Annotated in this window: 22 protein-coding genes, 1 tRNA gene, 1 pseudogene and 1 other annotated feature; of the genes and pseudogenes, 18 read left to right on the forward strand and 6 right to left on the reverse strand. The window is 41.5% G+C overall.

The features are described 5' to 3' along the window. Window positions 1-311: 311 nt before the first annotated feature. The 6 genes from glmS to H6G86_RS14255 all read left to right on the forward strand — a co-directional run bounded on the left by glmS (window position 312) and on the right by H6G86_RS14255 (window position 7518). Complete coding sequence (gene glmS, locus H6G86_RS14230; RefSeq protein ID WP_190934874.1) at window positions 312-2192, forward strand: glutamine--fructose-6-phosphate transaminase (isomerizing); 1881 nt, start codon at window positions 312-314, stop codon at window positions 2190-2192. 264 nt (window positions 2193-2456) lie between these two features. After that, complete coding sequence (locus tag H6G86_RS14235) at window positions 2457-4130, forward strand: AIPR family protein (protein ID WP_190934875.1); 1674 nt, start codon at window positions 2457-2459, stop codon at window positions 4128-4130. 385 nt (window positions 4131-4515) lie between these two features. Then, window positions 4516-5409 carry a 16S rRNA (cytosine(1402)-N(4))-methyltransferase RsmH gene (gene rsmH / locus H6G86_RS14240; protein ID WP_190934876.1) on the forward strand — a complete coding sequence of 298 codons (894 nt, stop codon included), beginning with the start codon at window positions 4516-4518 and terminating at the stop codon, window positions 5407-5409. Window positions 5410-5655: 246 nt separating this feature from the next. Then, window positions 5656-6309: a MotA/TolQ/ExbB proton channel family protein gene (locus H6G86_RS14245; protein WP_190934877.1), complete on the forward strand. Its 654-nt coding sequence runs from the start codon at window positions 5656-5658 to the stop codon at window positions 6307-6309. 146 nt (window positions 6310-6455) lie between these two features. Then, window positions 6456-6662 (forward strand): glycogen debranching protein, encoded by a 207-nt coding sequence (locus H6G86_RS14250; protein ID WP_114081438.1) that lies wholly within the window; start codon window positions 6456-6458, stop codon window positions 6660-6662. 298 nt (window positions 6663-6960) lie between these two features. Continuing rightward, complete coding sequence (locus H6G86_RS14255; RefSeq protein WP_190934878.1) at window positions 6961-7518, forward strand: methylmalonic aciduria and homocystinuria type D protein; 558 nt, start codon at window positions 6961-6963, stop codon at window positions 7516-7518. A gap of 122 nt (window positions 7519-7640) precedes the next feature. Here the strand turns inward: H6G86_RS14255 and H6G86_RS14260 are convergent, their stop codons facing one another. Next, window positions 7641-8519, reverse strand: a complete 879-nt coding sequence (locus H6G86_RS14260; protein WP_190934879.1) for a LysR family transcriptional regulator — start codon at window positions 8517-8519, stop codon at window positions 7641-7643. A 160-nt stretch (window positions 8520-8679) separates the two neighbouring features. Here H6G86_RS14260 and H6G86_RS14265 point away from each other — a divergent pair, with 160 nt between their 5' ends. Then, window positions 8680-9456, forward strand: coding sequence for a class I SAM-dependent methyltransferase (locus H6G86_RS14265; RefSeq protein ID WP_190934880.1), 777 nt, complete (start codon window positions 8680-8682; stop codon window positions 9454-9456). Between the two features lie 83 nt (window positions 9457-9539). Here H6G86_RS14265 and H6G86_RS14270 read toward each other — a convergent pair whose 3' ends face one another. Further along, entirely contained in the window at window positions 9540-10556 is a 1017-nt protein-coding gene (locus H6G86_RS14270) for a potassium channel family protein (protein ID WP_190934881.1), read from the reverse strand. Between the two features lie 379 nt (window positions 10557-10935). On the opposite strand from H6G86_RS14270, the pseudogene H6G86_RS14275 reads away from it, so the two are divergent. Next, a pseudogene (locus tag H6G86_RS14275) lies at window positions 10936-11106 on the forward strand (transposase); the annotation flags it as partial. 321 nt (window positions 11107-11427) lie between these two features. Here the strand turns inward: H6G86_RS14275 and H6G86_RS14280 are convergent. Beyond that, window positions 11428-12372 (reverse strand): glycosyltransferase family 2 protein, encoded by a 945-nt coding sequence (locus H6G86_RS14280; RefSeq protein WP_190934882.1) that lies wholly within the window; start codon window positions 12370-12372, stop codon window positions 11428-11430. A gap of 159 nt (window positions 12373-12531) precedes the next feature. On the opposite strand from H6G86_RS14280, the gene rplS reads away from it, so the two are divergent. The 8 genes from rplS (at window position 12532) to rplL (ending at window position 17042) form a co-directional block, all read left to right on the forward strand. After that, window positions 12532-12894 (forward strand): 50S ribosomal protein L19, encoded by a 363-nt coding sequence (gene rplS / locus H6G86_RS14285; protein WP_012412089.1) that lies wholly within the window; start codon window positions 12532-12534, stop codon window positions 12892-12894. A 145-nt stretch (window positions 12895-13039) separates the two neighbouring features. Continuing rightward, window positions 13040-13112, forward strand: a tRNA-Trp gene (locus tag H6G86_RS14290). Window positions 13113-13490: 378 nt separating this feature from the next. Further along, window positions 13491-13712 (forward strand): preprotein translocase subunit SecE, encoded by a 222-nt coding sequence (gene secE / locus H6G86_RS14295; RefSeq protein WP_163932353.1) that lies wholly within the window; start codon window positions 13491-13493, stop codon window positions 13710-13712. After that, window positions 13712-14353 (forward strand): transcription termination/antitermination protein NusG, encoded by a 642-nt coding sequence (gene nusG, locus H6G86_RS14300; protein ID WP_012412091.1) that lies wholly within the window; start codon window positions 13712-13714, stop codon window positions 14351-14353. The genes secE and nusG overlap by 1 nt, the downstream gene beginning before the upstream one ends. Before the next feature lie 6 nt (window positions 14354-14359). After that, window positions 14360-14785 carry a 50S ribosomal protein L11 gene (gene rplK, locus H6G86_RS14305; RefSeq protein ID WP_012412092.1) on the forward strand — a complete coding sequence of 142 codons (426 nt, stop codon included), beginning with the start codon at window positions 14360-14362 and terminating at the stop codon, window positions 14783-14785. Between the two features lie 154 nt (window positions 14786-14939). Then, window positions 14940-15653 carry a 50S ribosomal protein L1 gene (rplA, locus tag H6G86_RS14310; RefSeq protein WP_012412093.1) on the forward strand — a complete coding sequence of 238 codons (714 nt, stop codon included), beginning with the start codon at window positions 14940-14942 and terminating at the stop codon, window positions 15651-15653. Between the two features lie 56 nt (window positions 15654-15709). Continuing rightward, window positions 15710-15878: a sequence feature (ribosomal protein L10 leader region), on the forward strand. A 63-nt stretch (window positions 15879-15941) separates the two neighbouring features. Next, window positions 15942-16556, forward strand: a complete 615-nt coding sequence (rplJ, locus tag H6G86_RS14315; RefSeq protein WP_190934883.1) for a 50S ribosomal protein L10 — start codon at window positions 15942-15944, stop codon at window positions 16554-16556. Window positions 16557-16649: 93 nt separating this feature from the next. Further along, entirely contained in the window at window positions 16650-17042 is a 393-nt protein-coding gene (gene rplL, locus H6G86_RS14320) for a 50S ribosomal protein L7/L12 (RefSeq protein ID WP_012412095.1), read from the forward strand. Window positions 17043-17290: 248 nt separating this feature from the next. On the opposite strand, the gene H6G86_RS14325 is transcribed toward rplL, so the two are convergent. Continuing rightward, window positions 17291-17620, reverse strand: coding sequence for a DUF2973 domain-containing protein (locus tag H6G86_RS14325; RefSeq protein WP_163932347.1), 330 nt, complete (start codon window positions 17618-17620; stop codon window positions 17291-17293). A 299-nt stretch (window positions 17621-17919) separates the two neighbouring features. Then, a complete protein-coding gene (locus tag H6G86_RS14330; RefSeq protein WP_012412097.1) occupies window positions 17920-18237 on the reverse strand; it encodes a DUF2605 domain-containing protein in 318 nt (105 codons plus the stop codon). 451 nt (window positions 18238-18688) lie between these two features. Between H6G86_RS14330 and thrS the strand changes: the two genes are divergently transcribed. Then, a complete protein-coding gene (gene thrS / locus H6G86_RS14335) occupies window positions 18689-20524 on the forward strand; it encodes a threonine--tRNA ligase (RefSeq protein ID WP_190934939.1) in 1836 nt (611 codons plus the stop codon). A gap of 379 nt (window positions 20525-20903) precedes the next feature. Here thrS and H6G86_RS39525 read toward each other — a convergent pair whose 3' ends face one another. Continuing rightward, on the reverse strand, window positions 20904-21026 hold the full coding sequence (locus H6G86_RS39525; protein WP_277883596.1) for a hypothetical protein: 123 nt from the start codon (window positions 21024-21026) through the stop codon (window positions 20904-20906). A 188-nt stretch (window positions 21027-21214) separates the two neighbouring features. Here H6G86_RS39525 and H6G86_RS14340 point away from each other — a divergent pair, with 188 nt between their 5' ends. Beyond that, entirely contained in the window at window positions 21215-21730 is a 516-nt protein-coding gene (locus H6G86_RS14340) for a hypothetical protein (RefSeq protein WP_242064814.1), read from the forward strand. Window positions 21731-21879 lie beyond the last annotated feature (149 nt).

The raw sequence follows: 21879 nt of genomic DNA on the forward strand, positions 1-21879 counted from the left end.
CGGAACTCGGAACTTAAGACTTTGAAGTGTGTCAATATCAAGCACCTTTAGCATCGTAGAGTGGACACTACCTGCTTTACGAAATTTTAATTTTAGATTGGGGATAAAAATCTCTGGGTACTTAAATCCTAGAAGCGTATTTGTACTGTCAGGTCAAAAGCCGACTGTGAATCTGCTTTAAAAGCCCAAAATCCATAACAATACCTAGTGGTAGAGGGAGTAATATTACTCCCTTTTTTCTTTGCAAAACGTCGAGTTTGTGCTAAACACTATACTGGATTTAATTATCCTGAAAAAAAGCGGTGTGAACAATGTGCGGAATCGTTGGATATATAGGCACTCAAGCGGCGACAGACATTTTACTGGCTGGGCTGGAAAAACTAGAGTACAGGGGCTACGATTCTGCTGGAATCGCCACTGTTTGGGAAGGTGAAGTTAATTGTGTGCGGGCAAAGGGCAAACTGCATAACCTACGCTCTAAACTAGAACAAATAGAAGCCCCCGCCCAGATTGGTATTGGTCATACTCGTTGGGCAACTCATGGTAAACCAGAAGAATACAACGCCCATCCTCATTTAGATACGGCAAAGCGAGTGGCGGTGGTGCAAAATGGCATTATCGAAAATTACCGCGACTTACGCGAAGAACTCAAAGCAAAAGGACACCAGTTTGTTTCTGAAACTGATACTGAAGTAATTCCCCATCTCATAGCCGAATTTTTAAAGAATATTCCCCCCTCATCTTCCTCATCTCCCTTCTTAGAGGCAATTCGCCAAGCCGTTAACCATTTGCAAGGGGCATTTGCGATCGCAGTTATTTCTGCTGACTACCCCGATGAATTGATTGTTGTTCGCCAACAAGCGCCTTTGGTAATTGGTTTTGGGCAAGGGGAATTCTTTTGTGCATCTGACACACCTGCGATCGTTGCCTACACCCGTGCGGTGCTACCTTTAGAAAATGGCGAAATTGCCCGTCTCACTCCTTTAGGCGTTGAGATTTACAATTTTGCTGGCGATAGGTTGAAAAAACAACCCCGGCTGCTCAACTTCAATCCTGCAATGGTAGAAAAGCAGGGATTCAAACACTTCATGCTCAAAGAAATTCATGAGCAACCAGGGGTAGTAAGAGCTAGTTTAGATGCTTACTTTAATCCAGCCGAATCTACCGAATCGCCAATCAATCTTGGCTTACCTGCGGATTTATACAACAATTTAGAACAAATTCAGATCCTCGCCTGTGGTACCAGTTGGCACGCAGCATTAATCGGAAAATATTTAATAGAACAATTAGCAGAAATTTCAACTCAGGTACATTACGCTTCTGAGTATCGCTATGCACCATCACCCGTGACGGCTAACACGTTGATTATCGGTGTTACCCAATCAGGCGAAACTGCCGATACCTTAGCAGCTTTGACAATGGAAAAAGAACGTCGCCAAGGGAGAGAACCTAAATATCAAGCGCGACTACTGGGTATTACTAATCGCCCCGAAAGCAGCCTTGGTCATCTAGTACCGCATGTTATCAGTACCTTAGCAGGAATTGAAATTGGGGTCGCGGCGACAAAAACTTTTACTGCTCAACTGATGGCGTTTTATGCTTTGGCATTGGATTTAGCCGCCCGTCGTCAGACTGTTTCAAAAGACACATTAGATAAAATTATTAATGGGTTGCGTCAGATTCCCAAAGAAATTGAGGCAACTTTGGAAACTCAGGAACGTTTAACTGAACAGCTAGCTCATGAATTTGCTGAAACCCAAGATTTCATCTTTGTGGGAAGGGGAATCAACTTCCCCATTGCTTTAGAAGGTGCATTGAAATTAAAAGAAATCAGCTATATTCACGCCGAAGGGTATCCGGCTGGAGAGATGAAACATGGCCCGATCGCACTTTTAGATGCGAAAGTACCAGTAGTTGCGATCGCAATCCCTGGTAGTGTGTACGAAAAAGTTATTTCTAATGCCCAAGAAGCGAAAGCCAGAGATTCTCGGTTAATTGGCGTGACTCCTGTTAACGATGGCGAAGCTGCGGAAATTTTTAACGATCTTCTTCCCGTCTCTCATGTGGAAGAGTTACTTTCTCCAATTCTGACAGTAGTTCCTTTGCAATTATTGGCTTATCACATCGCTGCTCGTCGCGGTTTGGATGTCGATCAGCCTCGTAACCTTGCTAAAAGCGTCACCGTAGAATAGTATAATTTTATACCTAAATTTAAGGTATAATGGCTTCTGAAGAAGTTCTATGGCTTGCAGAAGCCATTTTTATGGCAATGATTATAAGTATAATATATTTGTTAATACTTAAGTAAGTATTCGCTGGATTTGCAGTAAGGGGTAAAATTATCCAAATGCGATCGCGGAAACTTGAATGTATATTTTTAGAACGTGTTTATACTACAGACAAGCGTGTAAAAATTTGATCCGATAACATCAAAGTTAATTAAATCTACCAACATTATGAGTGAAATCCACCTACGTCAAATAAAGTCATACCTTCAAAAAACATTTAATGGTTTGATTGACTTATCAGATTATCAAAATAAATCTGAAACAGATAGGGAGTTAATTTTCTTAACAAGAAGTCTAGCTGCATTTACTTTAATGGTTTTAGCTGATATCTCTCCTCAAGAAGCATCAAAATCGATAGTTGATGGTGGACAGGATAATGGAATAGATTCGCTTTATTTTGACAGGCGAGAAAAAATAATGTATGTATTACAGTCTAAATGGAAACAAGACAGTAAAGGTAGTGTTAAAACAGATGAGGTAATGAAATTTACTAGAGGTTTTAAAGACTTAGTAAATGCTAGATATGACAGATTCAACTCAAAATTTAATAATAAAACTCCAGATATTGAAGAAGCGCTGAATGACGCAGGAACAAGATTTGAAATAATTCTTGTCTATTCAGGTCAAACTCCCTTAGCAGATGAACCAAAAAGAGAATTGGATGATCTATTAGGTGAGATGAATGATTCATCAGATATTGTTAGCATGAGAGTTTATAATCAGGCAAATATATATAACATAATATCTCAAGGAGCATCTGGCAATCCTATAAATTTAGATGTTTGCCTGTTTGAGTGGGGACAAACAAAAGAACCCTATCAATCATATTATGGGCAAGTATCTGCTAGGGAAGTAGCTGATTGGTGGACTAAACATTCTCCTAAATTGTTCTCTTCAAATATTAGGCTTTTTGTAAAAGATAGTGAAGTTAATGAAGGTATTATCAATACACTAAAAAAAGAACCGGAAAAATTTTGGTATTATAACAATGGCATAACAGCTTTGTGTTCTAGTATTGGAAAAAAACCACTTGGCGGTAGTGGAAGAGACACGGGAATATTTGAATGTAAAGATGTCAAAGTAGTCAATGGCGCTCAGACTGTTGGATCGATAGCAAGAGCATATCAAAATTCTCCTGAGCAAGTTGAAAAAGCAAGAGTTCTTATTCGTTTTATCTCCTTAGAAAATTGTCCTGAAGAATTTGCTACAGAAATTACTCGATTCAACAATACTCAGAACCGAATTGATCGTCGAGAATTTGTAGCTCTCGATCCAGAGCAAGAAAGAATAAAAAATGAACTTCACTTAGAAGGAATTATTTATACTTATAAGTCAGGTGAATCAATCCCAGATGGAGAAAAAGGTTTTGATTTAAATGAAGCTACGATCAGTCGAGCGTGCAAACAGAATGAGGTTTCTTTCGCCACGCGAGTTAAAGATAAAATTGGTGTTTTATGGGAAGATATAGAAAAACCTCCATACAAAACTCTCTTTAATAGATCAGTAAATGGTTCTAGCCTTTGGAAATTAGTTCAAATCTTAAGAGTAGTAGAGAATAAATTATCAGAAGTACAAAAACAACGAGATGGAAGAGAAAAGTTATTTGCTACTCATAGTAATCGTCTCATATTACATCTAGTTTACAAAGCCTTACCAGAGAATTTTTTTAGCATATCATCTGATTTAACCTCAGTACAAATTGATGATATTCAATCTATGACCTCAAAGTTTTTGGGTAGTATTATGAGTGAAAGTAGCAACCTTTTTCCAACTTCCTATCCGGCAAATATCTTCAGAAATGTCACAAAATGCCAGGAAATTGTGGAAAAAATTTTAAATTGAGGACAATACTGTAGGAGTCCCAGTAATTCGAGTTGGTACAAATGAGGCTTTTCCTATTCTTCAAGGAAATTTTAGAAATGCTATGAGAGGAACAGAAGAAGGAAGTGTAATTTGGGACAGAATGATAAATACTCATAGGTATGCTTTAGTCATTCGCTCACAAGGTGCTGTTATCTACAAATATCAATATAATCCTTGTAAACTTTCTTACAACATCCCCCACTTTTAAAACATCCTCTCAAAGCGCTGGGGGCAATAAGCCTGTGAAGTCGCTCGTACCTAGTATCTTAGTGGTTTAAAAACTATTTTTAATTAGGAACACACAAAGACACAAAGAAAAGAATACATAATTAAAGTTCATCTGTGGTTTTTTGCCTTAAGTCTCATGAATCGTCAGCTAGCTATTGAAGAACCAATATTTTCCCATCTACCAGTGTTACCGCAAGAAGTAATTGCAGGTCTAGCGGTATCTCCCGGAGGTCATTATCTTGATACGACGGTAGGCGGTGGAGGTCACAGCCGTTTAATTTTAGCAGCCGCACCAAATGTAAAATTAACGGCAATTGACCAAGATGAGGATGCTTTAGCAGCAGCGAGGAAAGAATTGGCAGAGTTTGGCGATCGCGTACAATTTATTTACAGCAATTTTGCTGACTATAAGTTTCCCCCCAATACTTTCGATGGTATCTTAGCGGATTTGGGGGTAAGTTCTTACCATTTAGACCAAGCAGAAAGGGGTTTCAGCTTTCGCCAAGCTGCAAATTTAGATATGCGAATGGATCGAGGGCGATCGCTAACTGCTGCTGATGTCATTAATAATTGGGATGAAGCAGAATTAGCTGATATTTTCTTTAAGTACGGTGAAGAGAGATTATCCCGGCGCATTGCTCGTCGTATTGTAGAACGGCGGCCGTTGCACACGACTACAGAATTGGCTGATGCGATCGCTTCTTCAGTTCCCCCGAAATACCGTTATGGGAGAATTCACCCCGCTACCCGGGTTTTTCAAGCTCTGCGAATTGTCGTCAACGATGAGTTAAAATCCCTAGAAACCTTTTTGGATAAAGCCCCAAATGCCCTTGTCCCTGGTGGCAGAATTGCGATTATTAGTTTTCACAGCCTGGAAGATCGCCCGGTGAAGCATGGTTTAAGAAATTCACCTTTATTAAAAGTCTTGACAAAAAAACCAATTATTGCACAAGAAGAGGAAATTAGTAAGAATCCGCGATCACGATCGGCCAAACTGAGGATAGCTGAGAGAGTTCTGAATATTGAGTAAGGGGAATGAACCGATAAATAGACAGGGGCGTAGAGGCAATACGGTTCGGATAAGGTTTTTTGATGACACGCCGCTAATTGCAAAGCGAAGACGCGATAAATCGCCGTCTTTACAATAATCAGTCCTTTGTAGAGACGGCGATTTATCGCGTCTCTTGCCTTAACTCCAATGCCCAATTCCCAATTCCCAATTCCCTAAAACAACAATCTGCTAATCTAGCGTTGTTGAAGAGTTAAAAAATAATAAATGGAAATTAGTAATCTGTTTACAGCAGGTGGCGTGGTCATGTGGCCTCTGCTGGCGTTCTCTTTGTTAGGGGTGGCGCTGATTATCGAGCGGATCATCTTTTGGGTAAGAATAAATAATCGGCAAAATAAGGTAGTGCGAGAGGTGCTACAGCTTTATCGCCTTGATAATGTAGTTAGTGCTTTAGATAAGTTGCAAAAAAATACTGATTTACCCATTGCTCGAATTTTTTTAGCAGCTTTAGAGTTAGAAGAGCCGACACCAGAGGAATTTCGTTTGGCATTAGAAAGTGAAGCACAAGCCGAAATTCCCTTACTTAAGCGATCGCAAAATATTTTTGAGACAATTATTGGTCTTGCGCCGTTGTTGGGACTTCTCGGCACTGTCTTAGGATTAATTAACTCCTTTGCATCTCTAAATATTGGAGATGTGGGAGGTACTAAAACAACAGGTGTCACATCTGGGATTAGTGAAGCTTTAGTATCCACAGCATCAGGATTAGTAGTAGCAATCTTTACACTATTATTTGCTAATACTTTCCGGGGACTCTATCAGCGCCAGATAGCTTGGATTCAAGAATATGGTGGACAGTTAGAATTACTCTACCGCCGTCGCTACGAAAGAGGCGATAAATCCTATGCGCCTACCAGATGAAGTGAAACTGGATAATTGTAAATTAGCAATCGGTAATTGGGATTAGTTTACTAGTTGTTACCAATTTTGCTCTACAATTTTTGACTCTAATAGTGTTCTAAAATAACAAATAGCCTTTTTCGCTACACTTTTCGAGGAAATATTCCATGACTATTTGGGTAAATGAGCAAATTGATCCGTCTGGGATGATTCATGCCTGTATTGCCACTTGTAATGAATCTCAAGCTAAAGAGTGTCATGATTCCTTTCAGAATAATTTGACCGAGAAGCAAAAGGCAGCAGGTTGGGTAGCGCAATTGCGGACAGTTGATTCTTGGGATGAAGTGCCGGTGAATTCTTTAAAACTCAATTAATTGGGTGAGATAGAGTTAATTTTTTGGGGTTTTAATCGAACGGATTTCAGGAACGTAGGCGTAGCCCGCCAGATGCATCGCTTGTCTACACTTATGCTAATGCCTACAGCGATCGCAACAAATTCCATGACAACAGGTTAATAAAGGATAAAATTCGGATTAAAATTCTCAAATTATTAGCAAATGCTTCTAAAAAAAGTAACATAAGAGAGGAAAATGATGATTTTTCTGAACTTTTAAGAGCTATCATCTATACCGTAGATTAAATTAAAAAATTTGCATAAGCCGAATCAATTTAGTGAACTATCCCAAAGTTTACACTTCGGAGCAAGCCTGTCCCATTAATTTAGTTGGCGAAACAGGACAAGCGGTTCAAATTTCAATTCATGCTCCCAGTCAATATATCTGTGCCAACTGCGAACGGATATTACCGGATTGGAAACGGCAACCGTTTTTACGAGTAGTGATTGTCTTGCAGCAATCGCGTTATCAATTAGTCAAAAAGACGGCAGAAGTTGAGTCAGAAAAAGAACGCTTACGAGAAAAGTTTATGCGATTTGGCTGTGATTTAGCATTTAATCTACGCGATCGCGGTTATTTAACTGACCTAATCGACCCTCGTACAGGCTACCCTTTACTATCTCATCCCGGAGCAATTCCCCATGATGACACAGCAGTTGTCAAAGCTTTGCTCAACTATCCAGTGATTAAAAATCAATGCCGTGTACTAGTGCATCCCGAATGGGGCGCAGCAGTTTATCCTAGCATCTTGATATCAGAAGCTCCCCCAATTTTGATCGAATGGGTTACTAAAGGTATAGCAGCTATGCATGGGTGGAAAGAAATTGGTCATTAGTCATTAGTCATTGGTCATTGGTCATTGGTTATTTCTACTTACAGCCGCAATCAGAAGATTTAACAGCCATTTGTAGATTTTTGCAATGGATACTGATTGGTAAATAAATCGCCAGGAATAAATCAAATTATGTGTTTTACAATCTTCAGAAATCTCTGTATCGTTGGGGATGTCTCGCTACTGCGCCAAATCATTGCAATGGCAACTTTTGGGCTGACTGGCTCGATATTTTTATAAACTACCCCAGTTCGTTGCAAATTTTGTAAAGATGTCGGCACAATTGCAATACCTATTTCGGCTGCCACTAGGCTAACAATTGTTTGCATCTGAATGGCTTGTTGACTTACAGAGGGACTAAAACCTGCTTGCTGGCAGAGACTAATGATTAAGTCGTAGAGTCCAGGCGCTAATATTCTGGGAAATAAAATAAAGGGTTCATTAGTAAGCGATCGCAAACACACATAAGATTGATTTGCTAGTAAATGTGATTCAGGTAATGCTACTATCAGCGACTCTTGAAAAATTATTTCCCAGCTAAATGTATTTTCCTCCACAGGTGGACGAACAAACCCTACATCTATCCGACCTGTGCGTAACCACTCTAACTGTTGATCTGTAGTCAGTTCATGTAACTCTAGACTCACACCAGGGGCACAATTCCGAAAGGTTCGCAAAATAGTTGGCAAAATATTATACGCGGCAGAACTGACAAAGCCGATCGCTAATTCTCCGAGTTCACCGCGACTAGTTTGTTGCCCGACTTGGATTGCCTGCTGCAATTGCCTAAGAATTTGTTGGACTTCATCCAGAAAAACCACCCCTGCTTCTGTTAAATGCACACTTCGTTTTGTGCGGTGAAACAGTTCAAAGCCCAATTCCTTCTCTAGCTGGCGAATTTGTTGACTTAAGGGAGGTTGGGCAATGTGCAATCTTTCTGCTGCCCGTCCAAAGTGCAGTTCTTCTGCCAAGGTGACAAAGTAGCGCAGGTGTCGTAGTTCCATCTGTTACCTGAACTTATATCTTTTAAATATTAGTTAAGACCAAAACATATATTGGACATAATTAATAATATTTTTTATTGTGATGAATATGCAGTCATCAACCTACCGAACTTGGTTGACGACTAGCAAACCAATACTCTGCAATGTAATTTCATAGTTTATGAAGAATCTTCCATTACTCGACAATAATTGGAACACAGACCTGTATGAGGATAAACACGCCTTTGTCTGGCAATATGGCGAGAACTTGCTGAAAGTACTCAATCCCAAGCCGGGAGAATCAATTTTGGATCTTGGCTGTGGGACTGGGCAACTAACAGAAAAAATTGCTCAAGCCGGGGCTGAAGTGACTGGAATCGATCGCGCATCCTCGATGATTGAGACAGCAAGACAAAATTATCCTCATCTACGCTTTGATGTTGCTGATGCCAGAGATTTTCAAGTATTGAAACCATTGGATGCTGTATTTTCCAACGCTGTTTTACATTGGATTAAAGAAGCAGATGCGGCGATCACTTCCATACATCAAGCGTTAAAACCTGGGGGGCGTTTTGTCGCAGAATTTGGTGGTAAGGGAAATGTTCAAGTGATCGTCACAGCTTTGTACAGTGCTTTAGAGGCGATCGCTATCTCTCCGCAAGCACTGAATCCTTGGTATTTCCCTAGTATTGGTGAGTACGCTACCCTATTAGAACAACAAGGCTTTGATGTTACTTATGCCACCTTGTTTGCTCGTCCTACTCCCCTAACAGAAGGCGAAGCGGGGATGGCGAACTGGCTTGAAATGTTTGCCGATGCTTTTCTAGCAGGACTGTCTGCTGACCAAAAAATACAAATAATTCGCACCGTGGAAGAGTATCTTTTGCCGACACTGTATCAAGAAGGTAATTGGACAGCCGACTATCGGAGAATTCGCATCGTTGCCATCAAACTTTAGATTGCTGACAATCAGAGTATGCAATTACACTATACAAAGCTTACTTAGAATTTGGTATGAGAAGTAATTAAGGAAAAATAAAATCAGCTATTTTTCGGTCGCCGCAGTTCCTTGGAATTAATCGGGCCGAGAATTTGGTTAAGGCTACGCAACTGTTCTGCTGTACCCATACCAATTAGCCGATCGCCCGACATTAAGACTGTATCGCCAGTGGGGCCACCAATGAGATCCCCATCAGCGCGGCGAATTGCCAGAACTAATGCCCCAGATTGCGATCGCAATCTCGCCTTTTGCAAACTTTGACCGACAAAGGGACAAAAAGCCGGGTCGAGTAAAAATTCTTCCATATACAACTGACGGTCTGCACCTGTCAAAATCCCGTCTACAAAGTCCAAAACCTGGGGTCTGAGTGCCGCAGCAGCCATCCGCTTCCCACCAGTAATATAGGGGGATATCACCTCATCTGCACCACCGCGTCGTAACTTCTGCAAAGCTTCTTCTGTACTTGCGCGGGCAATCACCCGAATTCCCGAATTCAGTGTTTTTGCTGATAAAACTATGTATAAATTTTCAGCATCGGAGGGGAGGGCTGCAACAATACATATTGCCCGTTCAATACCAACTTTCAAAAGTGTGTCATCTAGGGTAGCGTCACCTTGGAATGCTGTGTAACCTTCTGTCTGTGCCCTTTGCACAGATTCCATATCTGAATCAATCACTACAAAAGGTACGCCTTCTGCTCGAAATTCCTTGGCAATTTGACGACCAGTCCGACTAAATCCACAGATGATGTAATGTTCTGTTAGGGATTCCATTAACCGCCTCTGTTGTTGTAGCCGAATTCCTTGTTGAAAGTAGCCTTGAATGATCGCTTCTGTAAATCTGTTGACAATGTAACCAATATTGACTACACCCAACAAAATTAGGGCAATCGTAAACAATCGTCCTCGGCTACCCAGTGGATGAGTCTCACCGTATCCCACAGTCGCTAGAGTGATGACTGTCATGTAAGCCGCATCTTCCCATGTCCAGCCCTCCACTAATGAGTACCACGAAGTGCCAATGAGGAAAACACCGCCAAGAGCGATCGCCCCGGCCATTAACTCCTTTTGGATACGTTGATATTTTTGCTCAAGTGTTGAAAATGACGTAACAATAGTACTTTTAGCCTACTTTTTCTAGTTTTCTACTAACTTTATAGCATTAGTCTTTTTTAGTACACTTAAACTACAATTTATCCAAACTCAATACTCCTAATACTTAAAAATATTCATCTTTAACTTTACATGAAGCTCTAATCCCTAGAAGCCTGAATGGGCAGGTAAACAATCTGCTCGTCGTCAACGTACTCGTTAGCGATCGCACCAACATCGATTAGGCGGTTCTGGTGCTTGTACCACTCGACATATTAGAACCCCTAAAATTATTTTACAAAAATGGCTATAAGCGTTCCAAATGACCCACTACAATTTTTTTGCAACTAATAAAGAGTTTGAAGTTTTACCCAAGCGTTGAGTAGTAGAAAGAACATTCGGCTGGTTTAACCAATACCATCGTTTGAGTAAGGATTACGAACGTTTTCCGGAAATGAGTGAAGCTGCCATACATGCCGTTATGACTCGTATTATGTTACGCCGTCCAGCCGTCTAAAGATTTACTTTATAAATTGTCTCTTAGGGCTATAAGGCAATACAGTTCAGATAAGACCAAAACACTTGTAGAGACGGCGATTTATCGCGTCTCGAAAACCCAAAATTTTTGCCAGTAGCTCTTAACCCAAGCGTATTAGGCTATAAGGCTCGTAAAAAAATACTAAAATTTTCTCTTCACTCCCCCTGCTTCCCCTGCTCTTTTCACGATGATCTCACTTTTTCGCGTTCCTCCCCCCTTAACTCAAAAGTATTGGGACGCAAGGCTTTGTACCCCTACAAATTTACAAATAATTTTGAATAATTTATTTTTTGTAGTCCCTTATGAATCAATCAATACAAGTTTACGAACTTCAGAATTGTTTCCCTGAGAGCGACGTGATGAGGCAGCAGTGAGCAAAAACTTCCAAGACTTAGGAGAAAATATAGATGGATCTATCATTGAAAAAAAGCTCTTGAGGTTTTTTTGCTTCAGTGATACTAAAATCCAATGGAGTTTCAGGTAATTTTTTATATCTTGAAAGCCGGGAATTTTTGAGCGATGTTGCTCATTTACCAAGGCATAAATTTTTTCTTTCATCAAAATATTTGTTGCCAACCGCCGAGACAAAGAAAACTTTTGATTATATGCACCGGGCCAAATAGTTCGGTACGCAAGACACTGGTTGAAGAAAATAGCATCTCCAAACTGAGCAATTCTAATCCACGAATCGATGTCATCACAGTTAGCATCAAGTGTGGAATCCCAACCACCAGTTTGTAAGAAAGCATCACGTCGGCAAGCCACTTGTACAGGTGTGCCAAAGGGTACAAGCTCTAAGAGCATACCGTAATGAATATCGGCTTGGGGGATATAAAAAGCTAAACCAGGGCCAACTTGCGGGGTGCGACTGAGTTCAACTTCATTGCCATCTACCTGAGCCGCGACACAAGAACAGATTACAGCATCGGGATGAAGTGCGATCGCCTTAGCCATCTCTTCTATGCAGTTGGGAGCTAAATAGTCGTCATCATCTAAAAACTTAATCCAGTCGCCGCTAGCTTTGGCAACTCCAGCATTTACTGTTGCTGCATGACCAAGGTTCACTTCATTCCGATGGTAAACAACCTTGTCCCCTAAGCTTTTGAGATATGTTTGGGTATCATCAGAAGAACAGTCATCGGCAACAACCACCTCACACTCAATGGTTTGGTTCCGAGCCGACTCAATTGCTCTTTGCAGCAAGTTCAAGCGATTATAGGTACTGATGACGACACTAAATTTCATAGATTTACACCTTTGGTACGGCATTTTGCAATATAGCTTCGATCTAGCGAGTCTTGTCTCAGTAAAATTATCAATCTCCAATAAGTAGAAGTAGACTGAAATAGGATTATCGATTTATGATTGATGATCGTGGGTTTTTTTTAAGCAGACAGAAAGACTATGAGCGCTCAAGAGATTATCCGCTCCATTGAAGCGGAACAGCTAAAATCAAATTTGCCCGACATTTATGTGGGCGACACCGTAAAAGTAGGTGTGAAAATTAAAGAAGGCGAAAAATACCGGGTACAACCCTACGAAGGAGTAGTGATTGCCAAACGCAATGGTGGCATCAACGAAACTATTACAGTCCGTAAGGTTTTTCAAGGTGTAGGCGTTGAGCGCGTATTTCTGTTGCATTCTCCCCGGATTGACAGCATCAAGGTATTACGTCGCGGTAAAGTCCGCCGTGCTAAACTGTATTATCTCCGCGATCGCGTAGGTAAGGCAACCCGGATTAAGCAACGGTTTGACCGCCCTTTGTGATTCGTGCTTCTTTCATTATGGGAGAAATCTCAAGCGGCATCTGCCGCTAACTTGTTTTCTCATCGAAATTGAAGTATGATAGAAATCGCGTGTTGCGTTAAGCTAAAATTTAGTTCAGCGCAATAAGTGAATAAAAACAGCTTGTGCGCTCTTAGTTCAGTTGGTAGAACGCAGGTCTCCAAAACCTGATGTCGGGGGTTCAAGTCCTCCAGGGCGCGCTCAAGAGCAAAAAATAAAGCCCGAAATAATTACGCAGCTGCCATATTAGCAGTTAGTGATAATAATTTCGGGTAAACTTATTGTATTTGCAGTTGTTTTGCTTTCAATTAAGTAAAATAGAGTCGAAACTGCAAAACTGGAAGAACAAATTTTAGATTTTAAATTTTAGATTTTGGTGAAGCAGCCCGGTCTTCTCTACGAAACGCTTAGCTAAGGGGTTTTCCCCCATGAGTGACTGCTGAACCCGAAGGAGTTGACAAAAAATCAAAATAAATGCACAACCCAGAATCTGAAGTTGAGTACCTTTGCCTTAAAGCATAGGGTAAATCTAAAATCCAAAATCCAAAATTGAGTAAGAAACGGGGGAATAAAGGGTCGTGTCCAAAAAAAGTGAAGCAGAATTGCCAGAAAACACAAATGGTTTTAGCTTAGGCAACTTCATACAGGGAACCAAAGAAGAACTTGACAAAGTAGTTTGGCCCAGTCGGAAGCAGATAGTGAGCGAATCCGCCGCTGTATTGTTAATGGTGGCACTCTCCGCATCTTTGATATACTTGGTCGATGGATTGTTTGGTTGGGCAGCAAAACAGGTGTTCTGATGACTTTTGCAACAGACGAACCTCGCAACTCCACGTTGCAGTCGGAGGAAACAGGAGAAACAGCAGAAGCAGCGTCAAAAGAAGCACGCTGGTATGCTGTACAAGTAGCTTCAGGCTGTGAAAAGCGTGTAAAGACTAACTTGGAGCAACGCATTCAAACTTTTGATGTGGCTGACAAAATTATCCAGGTAGAAATTCCGCAAACGCCAGCGGTGAAAATCCGCAAAGATGGCAGTCGCCAGCATACAGAAGAAAAAGTTTTTCCTGGCTATGTGCTGGTGCGGATGATGATGGATGATGATACCTGGCAGGTGGTACGAAACACCTCTCATGTAATTAACTTTGTCGGTTCAGAACAAAAACGTGGTAGCAGCAAGGGTCGCGGTCATGTCCACCCCATACCACTGAGTTCTTCGGAAGTTGAACGCATATTCAAACAAACCAGCGAACAAGAAGCTGTTGTCAAAATTGACATGGCTACTGGTGATAAGATAATGGTGCTTTCTGGTCCATTTAAAGACTTTGAAGGTGAGGTAATTGAAGTGTCTCCAGAACGGAGTAAACTTAAAGCCTTGCTCTCAATTTTCGGCAGGGATACACCAGTAGAATTGGAATTTAATCAGGTAGAGAAACAGAGTTAAATACAAATGGCGAAGAAAGTAGTGGCGGTCATTAAACTGGCCCTGAATGCTGGAAAAGCCAACCCAGCACCGCCAGTTGGGCCCGCCTTGGGTCAACATGGCGTTAACATCATGATGTTCTGCAAGGAGTACAACGCCAAAACAGCAGACCAAGCTGGAATGGTAATACCTGTAGAAATTTCGGTTTTTGAAGACCGGAGTTTTACGTTTGTACTCAAAACGCCACCAGCATCAGTGCTGATTCGGAAGGCGGCAAAAGTTGAAAAAGGCTCGAATGAACCCAACAAAAAGAAGGTTGGGTCAATTACTAAAGCCCAATTGCAAGAAATAGCCCAAACGAAACTCCCCGACCTCAATGCCAACGACATCGACGCGGCAATGAAGATTGTGGCAGGAACGGCTAAGAATATGGGTATAACAGTCAAAGATTAGTCATTGGTCATTGGTCATTAGTCATTAGTAAAAAATTAACAAATGACATAGACGCGCCAGCGGCTTCCCGCAGGGTAGGACAAATGACAAAGGACAAATAACAAAAAATTATCGGGGGAGAGGCGAGGCTTCGGAATTACCCCAGGAGAAAAAAATGGCAAAAATATCGCGTCGTTTGCAGACGCTGCAAGCAAAAGTAGAAGATAAGGATTATCATCCTTTAGAAGCTTTAGCCCTTCTCAAAGATACAGCAACAGCTAAATTTGTTGAAGCTGCGGAAGCGCATATCCGGTTGGGAATTGACCCCAAATATACAGACCAACAGTTGCGGACAACGGTAGCACTGCCTAAAGGTACAGGACAAATTGTTCGGGTGGCGGTGATAGCCAGAGGCGAAAAGGTAAACGAAGCCAGCAACGCTGGGGCTGATATAGTCGGGTCAGAAGAACTGATTGACGAAATCCAGAAAGGTAGAATGGATTTTGACAAGCTGATTGCCACACCAGATGTGATGCCACAGGTGGCAAAGCTGGGTAAGTTGCTAGGTCCCCGTGGTTTGATGCCATCGCCCAAAGGTGGAACCGTAACATTTGATATAGCAAGTGCGATCGCAGAATTCAAAGCTGGTAAATTAGAATTCCGAGCTGACAGAACTGGTATTGTTCATGTTATGTTTGGTAAGACAACCTTCTCGCCTGAAGATTTGTTAGTCAACCTGAAGGCATTGCAGGAGACGATTGACCGTAACCGTCCTTCAGGAGCTAAAGGTCGTTATTGGCGCACATTTTATGTGTCAGCCACAATGGGGCCATCGATTAAAATTGATGTCACTGCCCTACGAGATTTAAAACTGAGCGAAGTAGGTTAATTTTTAGTCATTAGTCATTTGTAAAAGCAAAAGACAAAGGACAAATGACTAATCACAAAATCGAATAGGCAAAGCCGGAGACAGCAGGTGCTAATAGCTTAAATACCCTGCCGAGGTTAAAACTCTAATTGTCAAAATTACCACCCCTAAAGGCGTGATAACTATGGCATCACGAGTCTTAATACTCAACCCCGGCTAAATTAGCCGGGGTTTGTTGTTTCGGTTCAGGTTTAGAAGAAACGTACAAGTAGGGCACTTCCCCGATTATTTTAAGGAGGTGAGATTGGAATGGGTAGAACACTAGAAAATAAAAAAGAAATAGTAGCTGACCTCAAAGAAACTTTGAGTGCGTCAACTCTGGCACTGGTAATTGACTATCAGGGGCTAACAGTTTCGGAAATCACAGACTTACGGCGGCGGCTACGTCCTAGTGGCACTGTTTGTAAAGTGACGAAAAATACCCTGATGGGCATTGCCATTGAAGGTGATGAGAAATGGCAGCCTTTGTCGGAATTGCTCAATGGTTCTTCCGCTTTTTTGCTGGTAAAAGATGATTTTTCCTCGGCAATTAAGGCATACCAAGAATTCCAAAAAGTTACCAAGAAGACAGAACTTCGTGGTGGTGTCCTGGAAGGTCGCCTACTTAAAGAACCTGATGTCAAGGTACTGGGAGACTTGCCATCTAAGGAACAACTCATCGCGCAAATTGCTGGGGCTATCAACGCCTTGGCTACCAAGATTGCTGTGGGTATCAACGAAGTTCCTGGTTCACTGGCTCGTGCTTTGAAGGCTGTAGCCGACCAAGAACAAAGTGGTGGTAGCACCGAAACTGCTGCTGTACAAGATAGCAGCGCCCAAACCGCTACTGAAGATAATAGCAGTACTGAACCCGGTGCTGAATAAACTTTGTGGTTCATCAGTCAAGAGTCAAAAGTCTATAGTTCAAGACCAATGACCCCTGACAAATAAATAATCAAAATTACAGGAGTTATATCAATGTCTGCTGCAACCGATCAAATTTTAGAACAACTAAAAACCCTTTCTTTGCTGGAAGCTTCTGAGCTGGTCAAGCAAATTGAAGAAGCTTTTGGCGTAAGTGCTGCTGCACCTGTTGGCGGTATGATGATGATGGCTGGCCCTGGTGGTGCTGCACCGGCTGAAGAAGCTGTTGAGCAAACCGAGTTTGAAGTGATTCTCGATTCAGTCCCAGCTGATAAGAAGATTGCTGTGTTGAAGATTGTCCGGGAATTGACCGGTTTGGGTCTGAAAGAAGCGAAGGACTTGGTAGAAGCTGCACCCAAGGCAGTTAAAGAAGGTATTGCTAAGGATGCTGCTGAAGATGCTAAGAAGCGCATCGAAGAAGCTGGCGGTAAGGTGACTATCAAGTAGTCACAATTCTATTACCAATCTTTATATTAAGGAGTCTGAGTCAGGCTCCTTTTTTTTATCGAAACATAATTGAGACTTGTAACCAAAAAATCGTTAGAACTCTGCCAAGTGGACAAGATAATGTTAACTTAGCAGCCGATTGATGCGATCGCGCTTTACATTCAAGGATGGTAATAAATTTCTATTTAAAGAAGGGTTAAGGATGTAAAACAATCATAATTTACACCCAAACTCCTAAGTTCTAAATTTTATGCTTCTTCTGAATTTTCACTCTTACGTCCTGGGGATGCTTCGTAAAGTGCATCAAGATGTTGACGCGCATCTTCAACGTTAATCGAACGCATTACCAAAAGCGGCTCTTTAATTAAGTTACCCGCGCTATCTAATAACTCTGGATGAGGTACAAACTGTTTTTTTGATGAATAATAACCGTATTTACCTTGATTATTTATTGGTGAGGAATTCGTTGGGTAAGTTCGCTCGCGATCAAAACTGAACATGATCAGGTTACGAATTAAGTTGCCAACAGCCATAAATGCAAGGATTGTAAAAGCAAGAATGTAAAGCAGGTGTAACATTAGATTTTCCTCCAGAACAACAATTTTTAAAACTTTATTTTGTAACGCTTTGTTTCGCCGACACTGTGACTCACAGTTAAGATGACTATTTGACGCACTTTTGTGCGCTTACATTTATATGAAGCTATTTGTCAACCGTTATTTCACTTACGGTAGCATAGGATACATTATCTTGTTAATCCAAATAATGTTAAGAAATTGTTAAGCTTTTTCTACTATCTCTTTGATGACTGGTTTAGCATCTTGTCGTTAGACATTGCTAAATAGTCTGCGGAAATTTAACAGATGCTCACATCTATTTAGACTTCACGCTCTTGACGAAAGCGCATTGCAACATTCCAGCATTCTGTTACTAATTGATGCCAAGGCATTAACGTTGCCATATCAATCCCGACTTGTTTATCGGTAGCAGCAAATAGCATTTTAGCTGTACTTAGTTCTTCTTGCGCTTGTTTAACACGTAAGAGCAAATCAGATTGTTCTTGGTCACTCATAAATGATAGCTGCTCAGTTTCGAGTAAATGGCGCGATCGCGTAAACCAATGCTGAAAATCTTCTAGCAGTGGTTCTAAAACCGTTTTCAGCAACTCAGTCCCTGGTAAATTTGAGTCTGACATAAATAAGAAGGATTTTTCCAACTTTCTTACTAATATTAACGTTATTTACGTTTCTTAATATTCTTTTTATTTATTATAATCTACTAATTTCAATAAATATAAAAAAATGTAACAAATAGTACAGATTTTATTATATAGTCTTGCTAATGGGTCTGTACAGTTCCTTTGGAAAGACCGTATATATATATCGAATGGGGGATTAGCTGACACCGAGTTGCAATTCATAAGATAATTTAGCGATGTCTACGACGGGCTACGCCTACGCCTGGAATCCTGAATTTAATACTCAGCTAACCGATCAAAAATTTATCTTTATCCCCGGCGAAAAATTAATTCGGTAGTTGGAAGATAAAGCTGAAAAAAGCAAAAACCAAAGTCGTTATAGTTGAGTAAGTCTACAGATTCAGATAAATCACCTTTTGTAATCACCTCGCCAACGGTTCAGCAGCCAATGTCGCCAAATTCATCAAATCAATCACAACAGTCAGAACAAGTTGAAAAAATCTATTTACCGCGTACCAGCGAATCAGAGAACTTAAAAAAGATTCGTCACACTGCTTCCCATGTAATGGCAATGGCGGTACAAAAGCTGTTTCCCAAGGCGCAAGTTACAATCGGCCCTTGGATAGAAAACGGTTTTTACTATGACTTCGACAGTCCAGAACCATTTAGTGAAAACGATCTCAAAGCCATCAAAAAAGAGATGGCGAAGATTATCAATCGCAAATTGCCAGTAATTCGGGAAGAAGTCAGCCGCGAAGAAGCCGCACGCCGGATTCAGGAAATTAACGAACCTTACAAGCTAGAAATTCTGGGAGATATCAAACAGGAACCAATCACCATTTACCACCTAGGGAATGAATGGTGGGATTTGTGTGCGGGGCCTCATCTGGAAAATATCAGTGAATTAAACCCGAAAGCAATTGAATTAGAAAGTGTTGCGGGCGCTTATTGGCGTGGGGATGAAACTAAAGCCCAATTACAGCGCATCTACGCCACCGCTTGGGAAAGTCCAGAACAACTCGCTGAATATAAGCGGCGCAAAGAAGAAGCACTACGGCGAGATCATCGGAAACTTGGGAAAGAACTGGGATTATTTATATTCTCTGATTTAGTAGGGCCGGGTTTACCTTTGTGGACACCCAAAGGCACTTTGTTGCGGAGTACCTTAGAAGACTTCCTGAAGCAAGAACAATTAAAACGGGGTTACTTATCTGTAGTAACACCTCACATTGCCAGAGTAGATTTATTTAAAACCTCTGGACATTGGCAGAAATATAAAGAAGATATGTTTCCCTTAATGGCAGATGATCAGGAAGCTGCTGCACAGGAACAGGGCTTCGTTATGAAGCCAATGAACTGCCCCTTCCACATCCAAATATATAAGAGTGAGTTACGCTCTTATCGGGAACTACCGATGCGCCTGGCGGAATTTGGTACTGTTTACCGCTACGAACAATCAGGCGAATTAGGCGGTTTAACGCGGGTGCGCGGTTTTACTGTAGATGATTCTCACCTGTTCGTTACTCCAGAACAGCTAGATAGCGAATTCCTCAGTGTAGTGGATTTGATTTTGTCGGTGTTCAATAAGCTGCAACTGAAGAACTTTAAAGCTAGACTCAGTTTCCGCGATCCTGCTAGCGATAAGTATATTGGTTCTGATGAAGTTTGGGACAAAGCCGAAGGTGCGATTCGCCGTGCAGTTGAAACCTTGGGGATGGAACACTTTGAAGGGATTGGAGAAGCCGCATTTTATGGGCCAAAACTTGACTTTATCTTTAGTGATGCCCTGGATCGGGAGTGGCAATTAGGAACTGTGCAGGTAGATTACAATTTGCCTGAACGCTTTGAGTTGGAATACGTCGCTGAAGATGGGGTTCGTAAACGTCCAGTGATGATTCACCGTGCGCCTTTTGGTTCACTAGAAAGGTTGATTGGGATCTTAATTGAAGAATATGCAGGTGATTTTCCTTTGTGGTTAGCGCCAGTGCAAGCTAGATTATTACCCGTGGGTGATACACAGCTAGACTTTGCTAAAGATGTGGTTGCAAAGATGAGAGCGTTGGGCATCCGTGCAGAAGTTGATACCAGTGGCGATCGCTTGGGTAAACAAATTCGCAATGCAGAGAAAGAAAAAATACCCGTGATGGCAGTGGTGGGAGCCAAGGAAGTGGAAACCAACACCTTGAGTATCCGTACCCGCGCCTCTGGGGAATTGGGAGTTATCCCTGTTGATGAGGTAGTGGAAAAGATGAAGGATGCGATCGCTAAGTTCGAGAATTTCTAAAATCTAACCGCAGACGCACACTAATTATAATTGGTGTGCGTTTTTTTTCGTGGATCGGAGCATTGACTAGCTGCTAGGTTTCGCAATTTATCGCTCATGTAGAGACGCGATTTATCGCGTCTTGAAAGACCAATTATCTACACCAATAACCTTTAACCCAAGCGTAGTGAGATATAAGGCAATACGCTTGGGTTAAGCGCCACTTGTACAAAATCGTGGGTTTTGAGACGCGATAAATCGCCGTCTCTACAAGTGTTTTGGTCTTATTTGAATTGTATTGGGTTTTGGTAAGGGTGCGATCGCGTTCTACTTGTAGGCTGAAACCCTAATTTTCTGGTTGACGGAGATAAAAGGTGGATTCATCCGGTTCAAATACTCGTTAACGGAGATAAAAGGTGGATTCATCCAGTTCAAATACTCGTTGACGGAGTTCAAAGGTGGATTCATCCAGTTCAAATACTCGTTGACGGAGTTCAAAGGTGGATTCATCCAGTTCAAACACTCATTTTAATTTTAACTTTTCATGAGATTTGAAAGGTCAAAAAGTATCACAGACAACAAAAGTTTTCTCAATCACCGCACCTAAGAAAACTTTCTGATTTATTCAAGACTGATAGCATAGATTTAAAGACTTGTGGAATCTGCTCTTCCTAAACAGACTAGACTTGCATAAATTAATGTCAATAATTTTTGACTAACATTATGAACCGCTTTACCTCTATTTTGCTGGCTGGCTTGGTAGCATCTGCATCAGCTTTGGCTATTTCTCCAAAAGCTGAGGCTAATACACCAGCGTCTTATCTTGTTGAGTTAGATAGCTACGGCTATCAATATAACAATGATGGTAACTACGAACGTCATAGTCGTCACTACAGAAATGGTGATTATGACCGCCAGAACGACCTTCGCAACATTCGTGACAATGATCGCCGTTATGACCGCGATAATTATCGCCGCTTTGAACGCGACAATAACCGTCGCTTTGAACGCGACAATAATCGCCGCTTTGACCGCGATAATAACCGCCGCTTTGACCGCGATAATAATCGCCGATATGACCGCGATAATGATCGCCGATATGACCGCGATAATGATCGCCGATATGACCGCGATAATGATCGCCGATATGACCGCGACAATAACCTTCGTAACATTCGTGATAATAACTTTCGCTATGAGCGCGATCGCAACTGGGGACGTGATTAATCCTTCCGCCGAACTATCAAGTTAAAAGGGCGGTTATAAACCGCGTCTACACCGTGGGTTCCAGACAAGGGGCTTAAGCCCCTTGTTTCCTTAGTTTGCGTTGGCGGAATCCCATGATTCATAAATTGTCTCTACAGCCTGTAGTTTTG

It is taken from the genome of Nostoc sp. FACHB-133, from assembly GCF_014698055.1.
In the GTDB taxonomy this organism is placed as follows: Bacteria; Cyanobacteriota; Cyanobacteriia; order Cyanobacteriales; family Nostocaceae; genus Nostoc.

Excerpts from the sequence above, each read along its gene's own strand:
- glmS (WP_190934874.1), top strand. The coding sequence starts at position 312 with ATGTGCGGAATCGTTGGATATATAGGCACTCAAGCGGCGACAGACATT.
- H6G86_RS14235 (WP_190934875.1), top strand. The coding sequence starts at position 2,457 with ATGAGTGAAATCCACCTACGTCAAATAAAGTCATACCTTCAAAAAACA.
- rsmH (WP_190934876.1), top strand. The coding sequence starts at position 4,516 with ATGAATCGTCAGCTAGCTATTGAAGAACCAATATTTTCCCATCTACCA.
- H6G86_RS14245 (WP_190934877.1), top strand. The coding sequence starts at position 5,656 with ATGGAAATTAGTAATCTGTTTACAGCAGGTGGCGTGGTCATGTGGCCT.
- H6G86_RS14250 (WP_114081438.1), top strand. The coding sequence starts at position 6,456 with ATGACTATTTGGGTAAATGAGCAAATTGATCCGTCTGGGATGATTCAT.
- H6G86_RS14260 (WP_190934879.1), bottom strand. The coding sequence starts at position 8,519 with ATGGAACTACGACACCTGCGCTACTTTGTCACCTTGGCAGAAGAACTG.
- H6G86_RS14265 (WP_190934880.1), top strand. The coding sequence starts at position 8,680 with ATGAAGAATCTTCCATTACTCGACAATAATTGGAACACAGACCTGTAT.
- H6G86_RS14270 (WP_190934881.1), bottom strand. The coding sequence starts at position 10,556 with ATGGCCGGGGCGATCGCTCTTGGCGGTGTTTTCCTCATTGGCACTTCG.
- H6G86_RS14280 (WP_190934882.1), bottom strand. The coding sequence starts at position 12,372 with ATGAAATTTAGTGTCGTCATCAGTACCTATAATCGCTTGAACTTGCTG.
- rplS (WP_012412089.1), top strand. The coding sequence starts at position 12,532 with ATGAGCGCTCAAGAGATTATCCGCTCCATTGAAGCGGAACAGCTAAAA.
- nusG (WP_012412091.1), top strand. The coding sequence starts at position 13,712 with ATGACTTTTGCAACAGACGAACCTCGCAACTCCACGTTGCAGTCGGAG.
- rplK (WP_012412092.1), top strand. The coding sequence starts at position 14,360 with ATGGCGAAGAAAGTAGTGGCGGTCATTAAACTGGCCCTGAATGCTGGA.
- rplA (WP_012412093.1), top strand. The coding sequence starts at position 14,940 with ATGGCAAAAATATCGCGTCGTTTGCAGACGCTGCAAGCAAAAGTAGAA.
- rplJ (WP_190934883.1), top strand. The coding sequence starts at position 15,942 with ATGGGTAGAACACTAGAAAATAAAAAAGAAATAGTAGCTGACCTCAAA.
- rplL (WP_012412095.1), top strand. The coding sequence starts at position 16,650 with ATGTCTGCTGCAACCGATCAAATTTTAGAACAACTAAAAACCCTTTCT.
- H6G86_RS14325 (WP_163932347.1), bottom strand. The coding sequence starts at position 17,620 with ATGTTACACCTGCTTTACATTCTTGCTTTTACAATCCTTGCATTTATG.
- H6G86_RS14330 (WP_012412097.1), bottom strand. The coding sequence starts at position 18,237 with ATGTCAGACTCAAATTTACCAGGGACTGAGTTGCTGAAAACGGTTTTA.
- thrS (WP_190934939.1), top strand. The coding sequence starts at position 18,689 with ATGTCGCCAAATTCATCAAATCAATCACAACAGTCAGAACAAGTTGAA.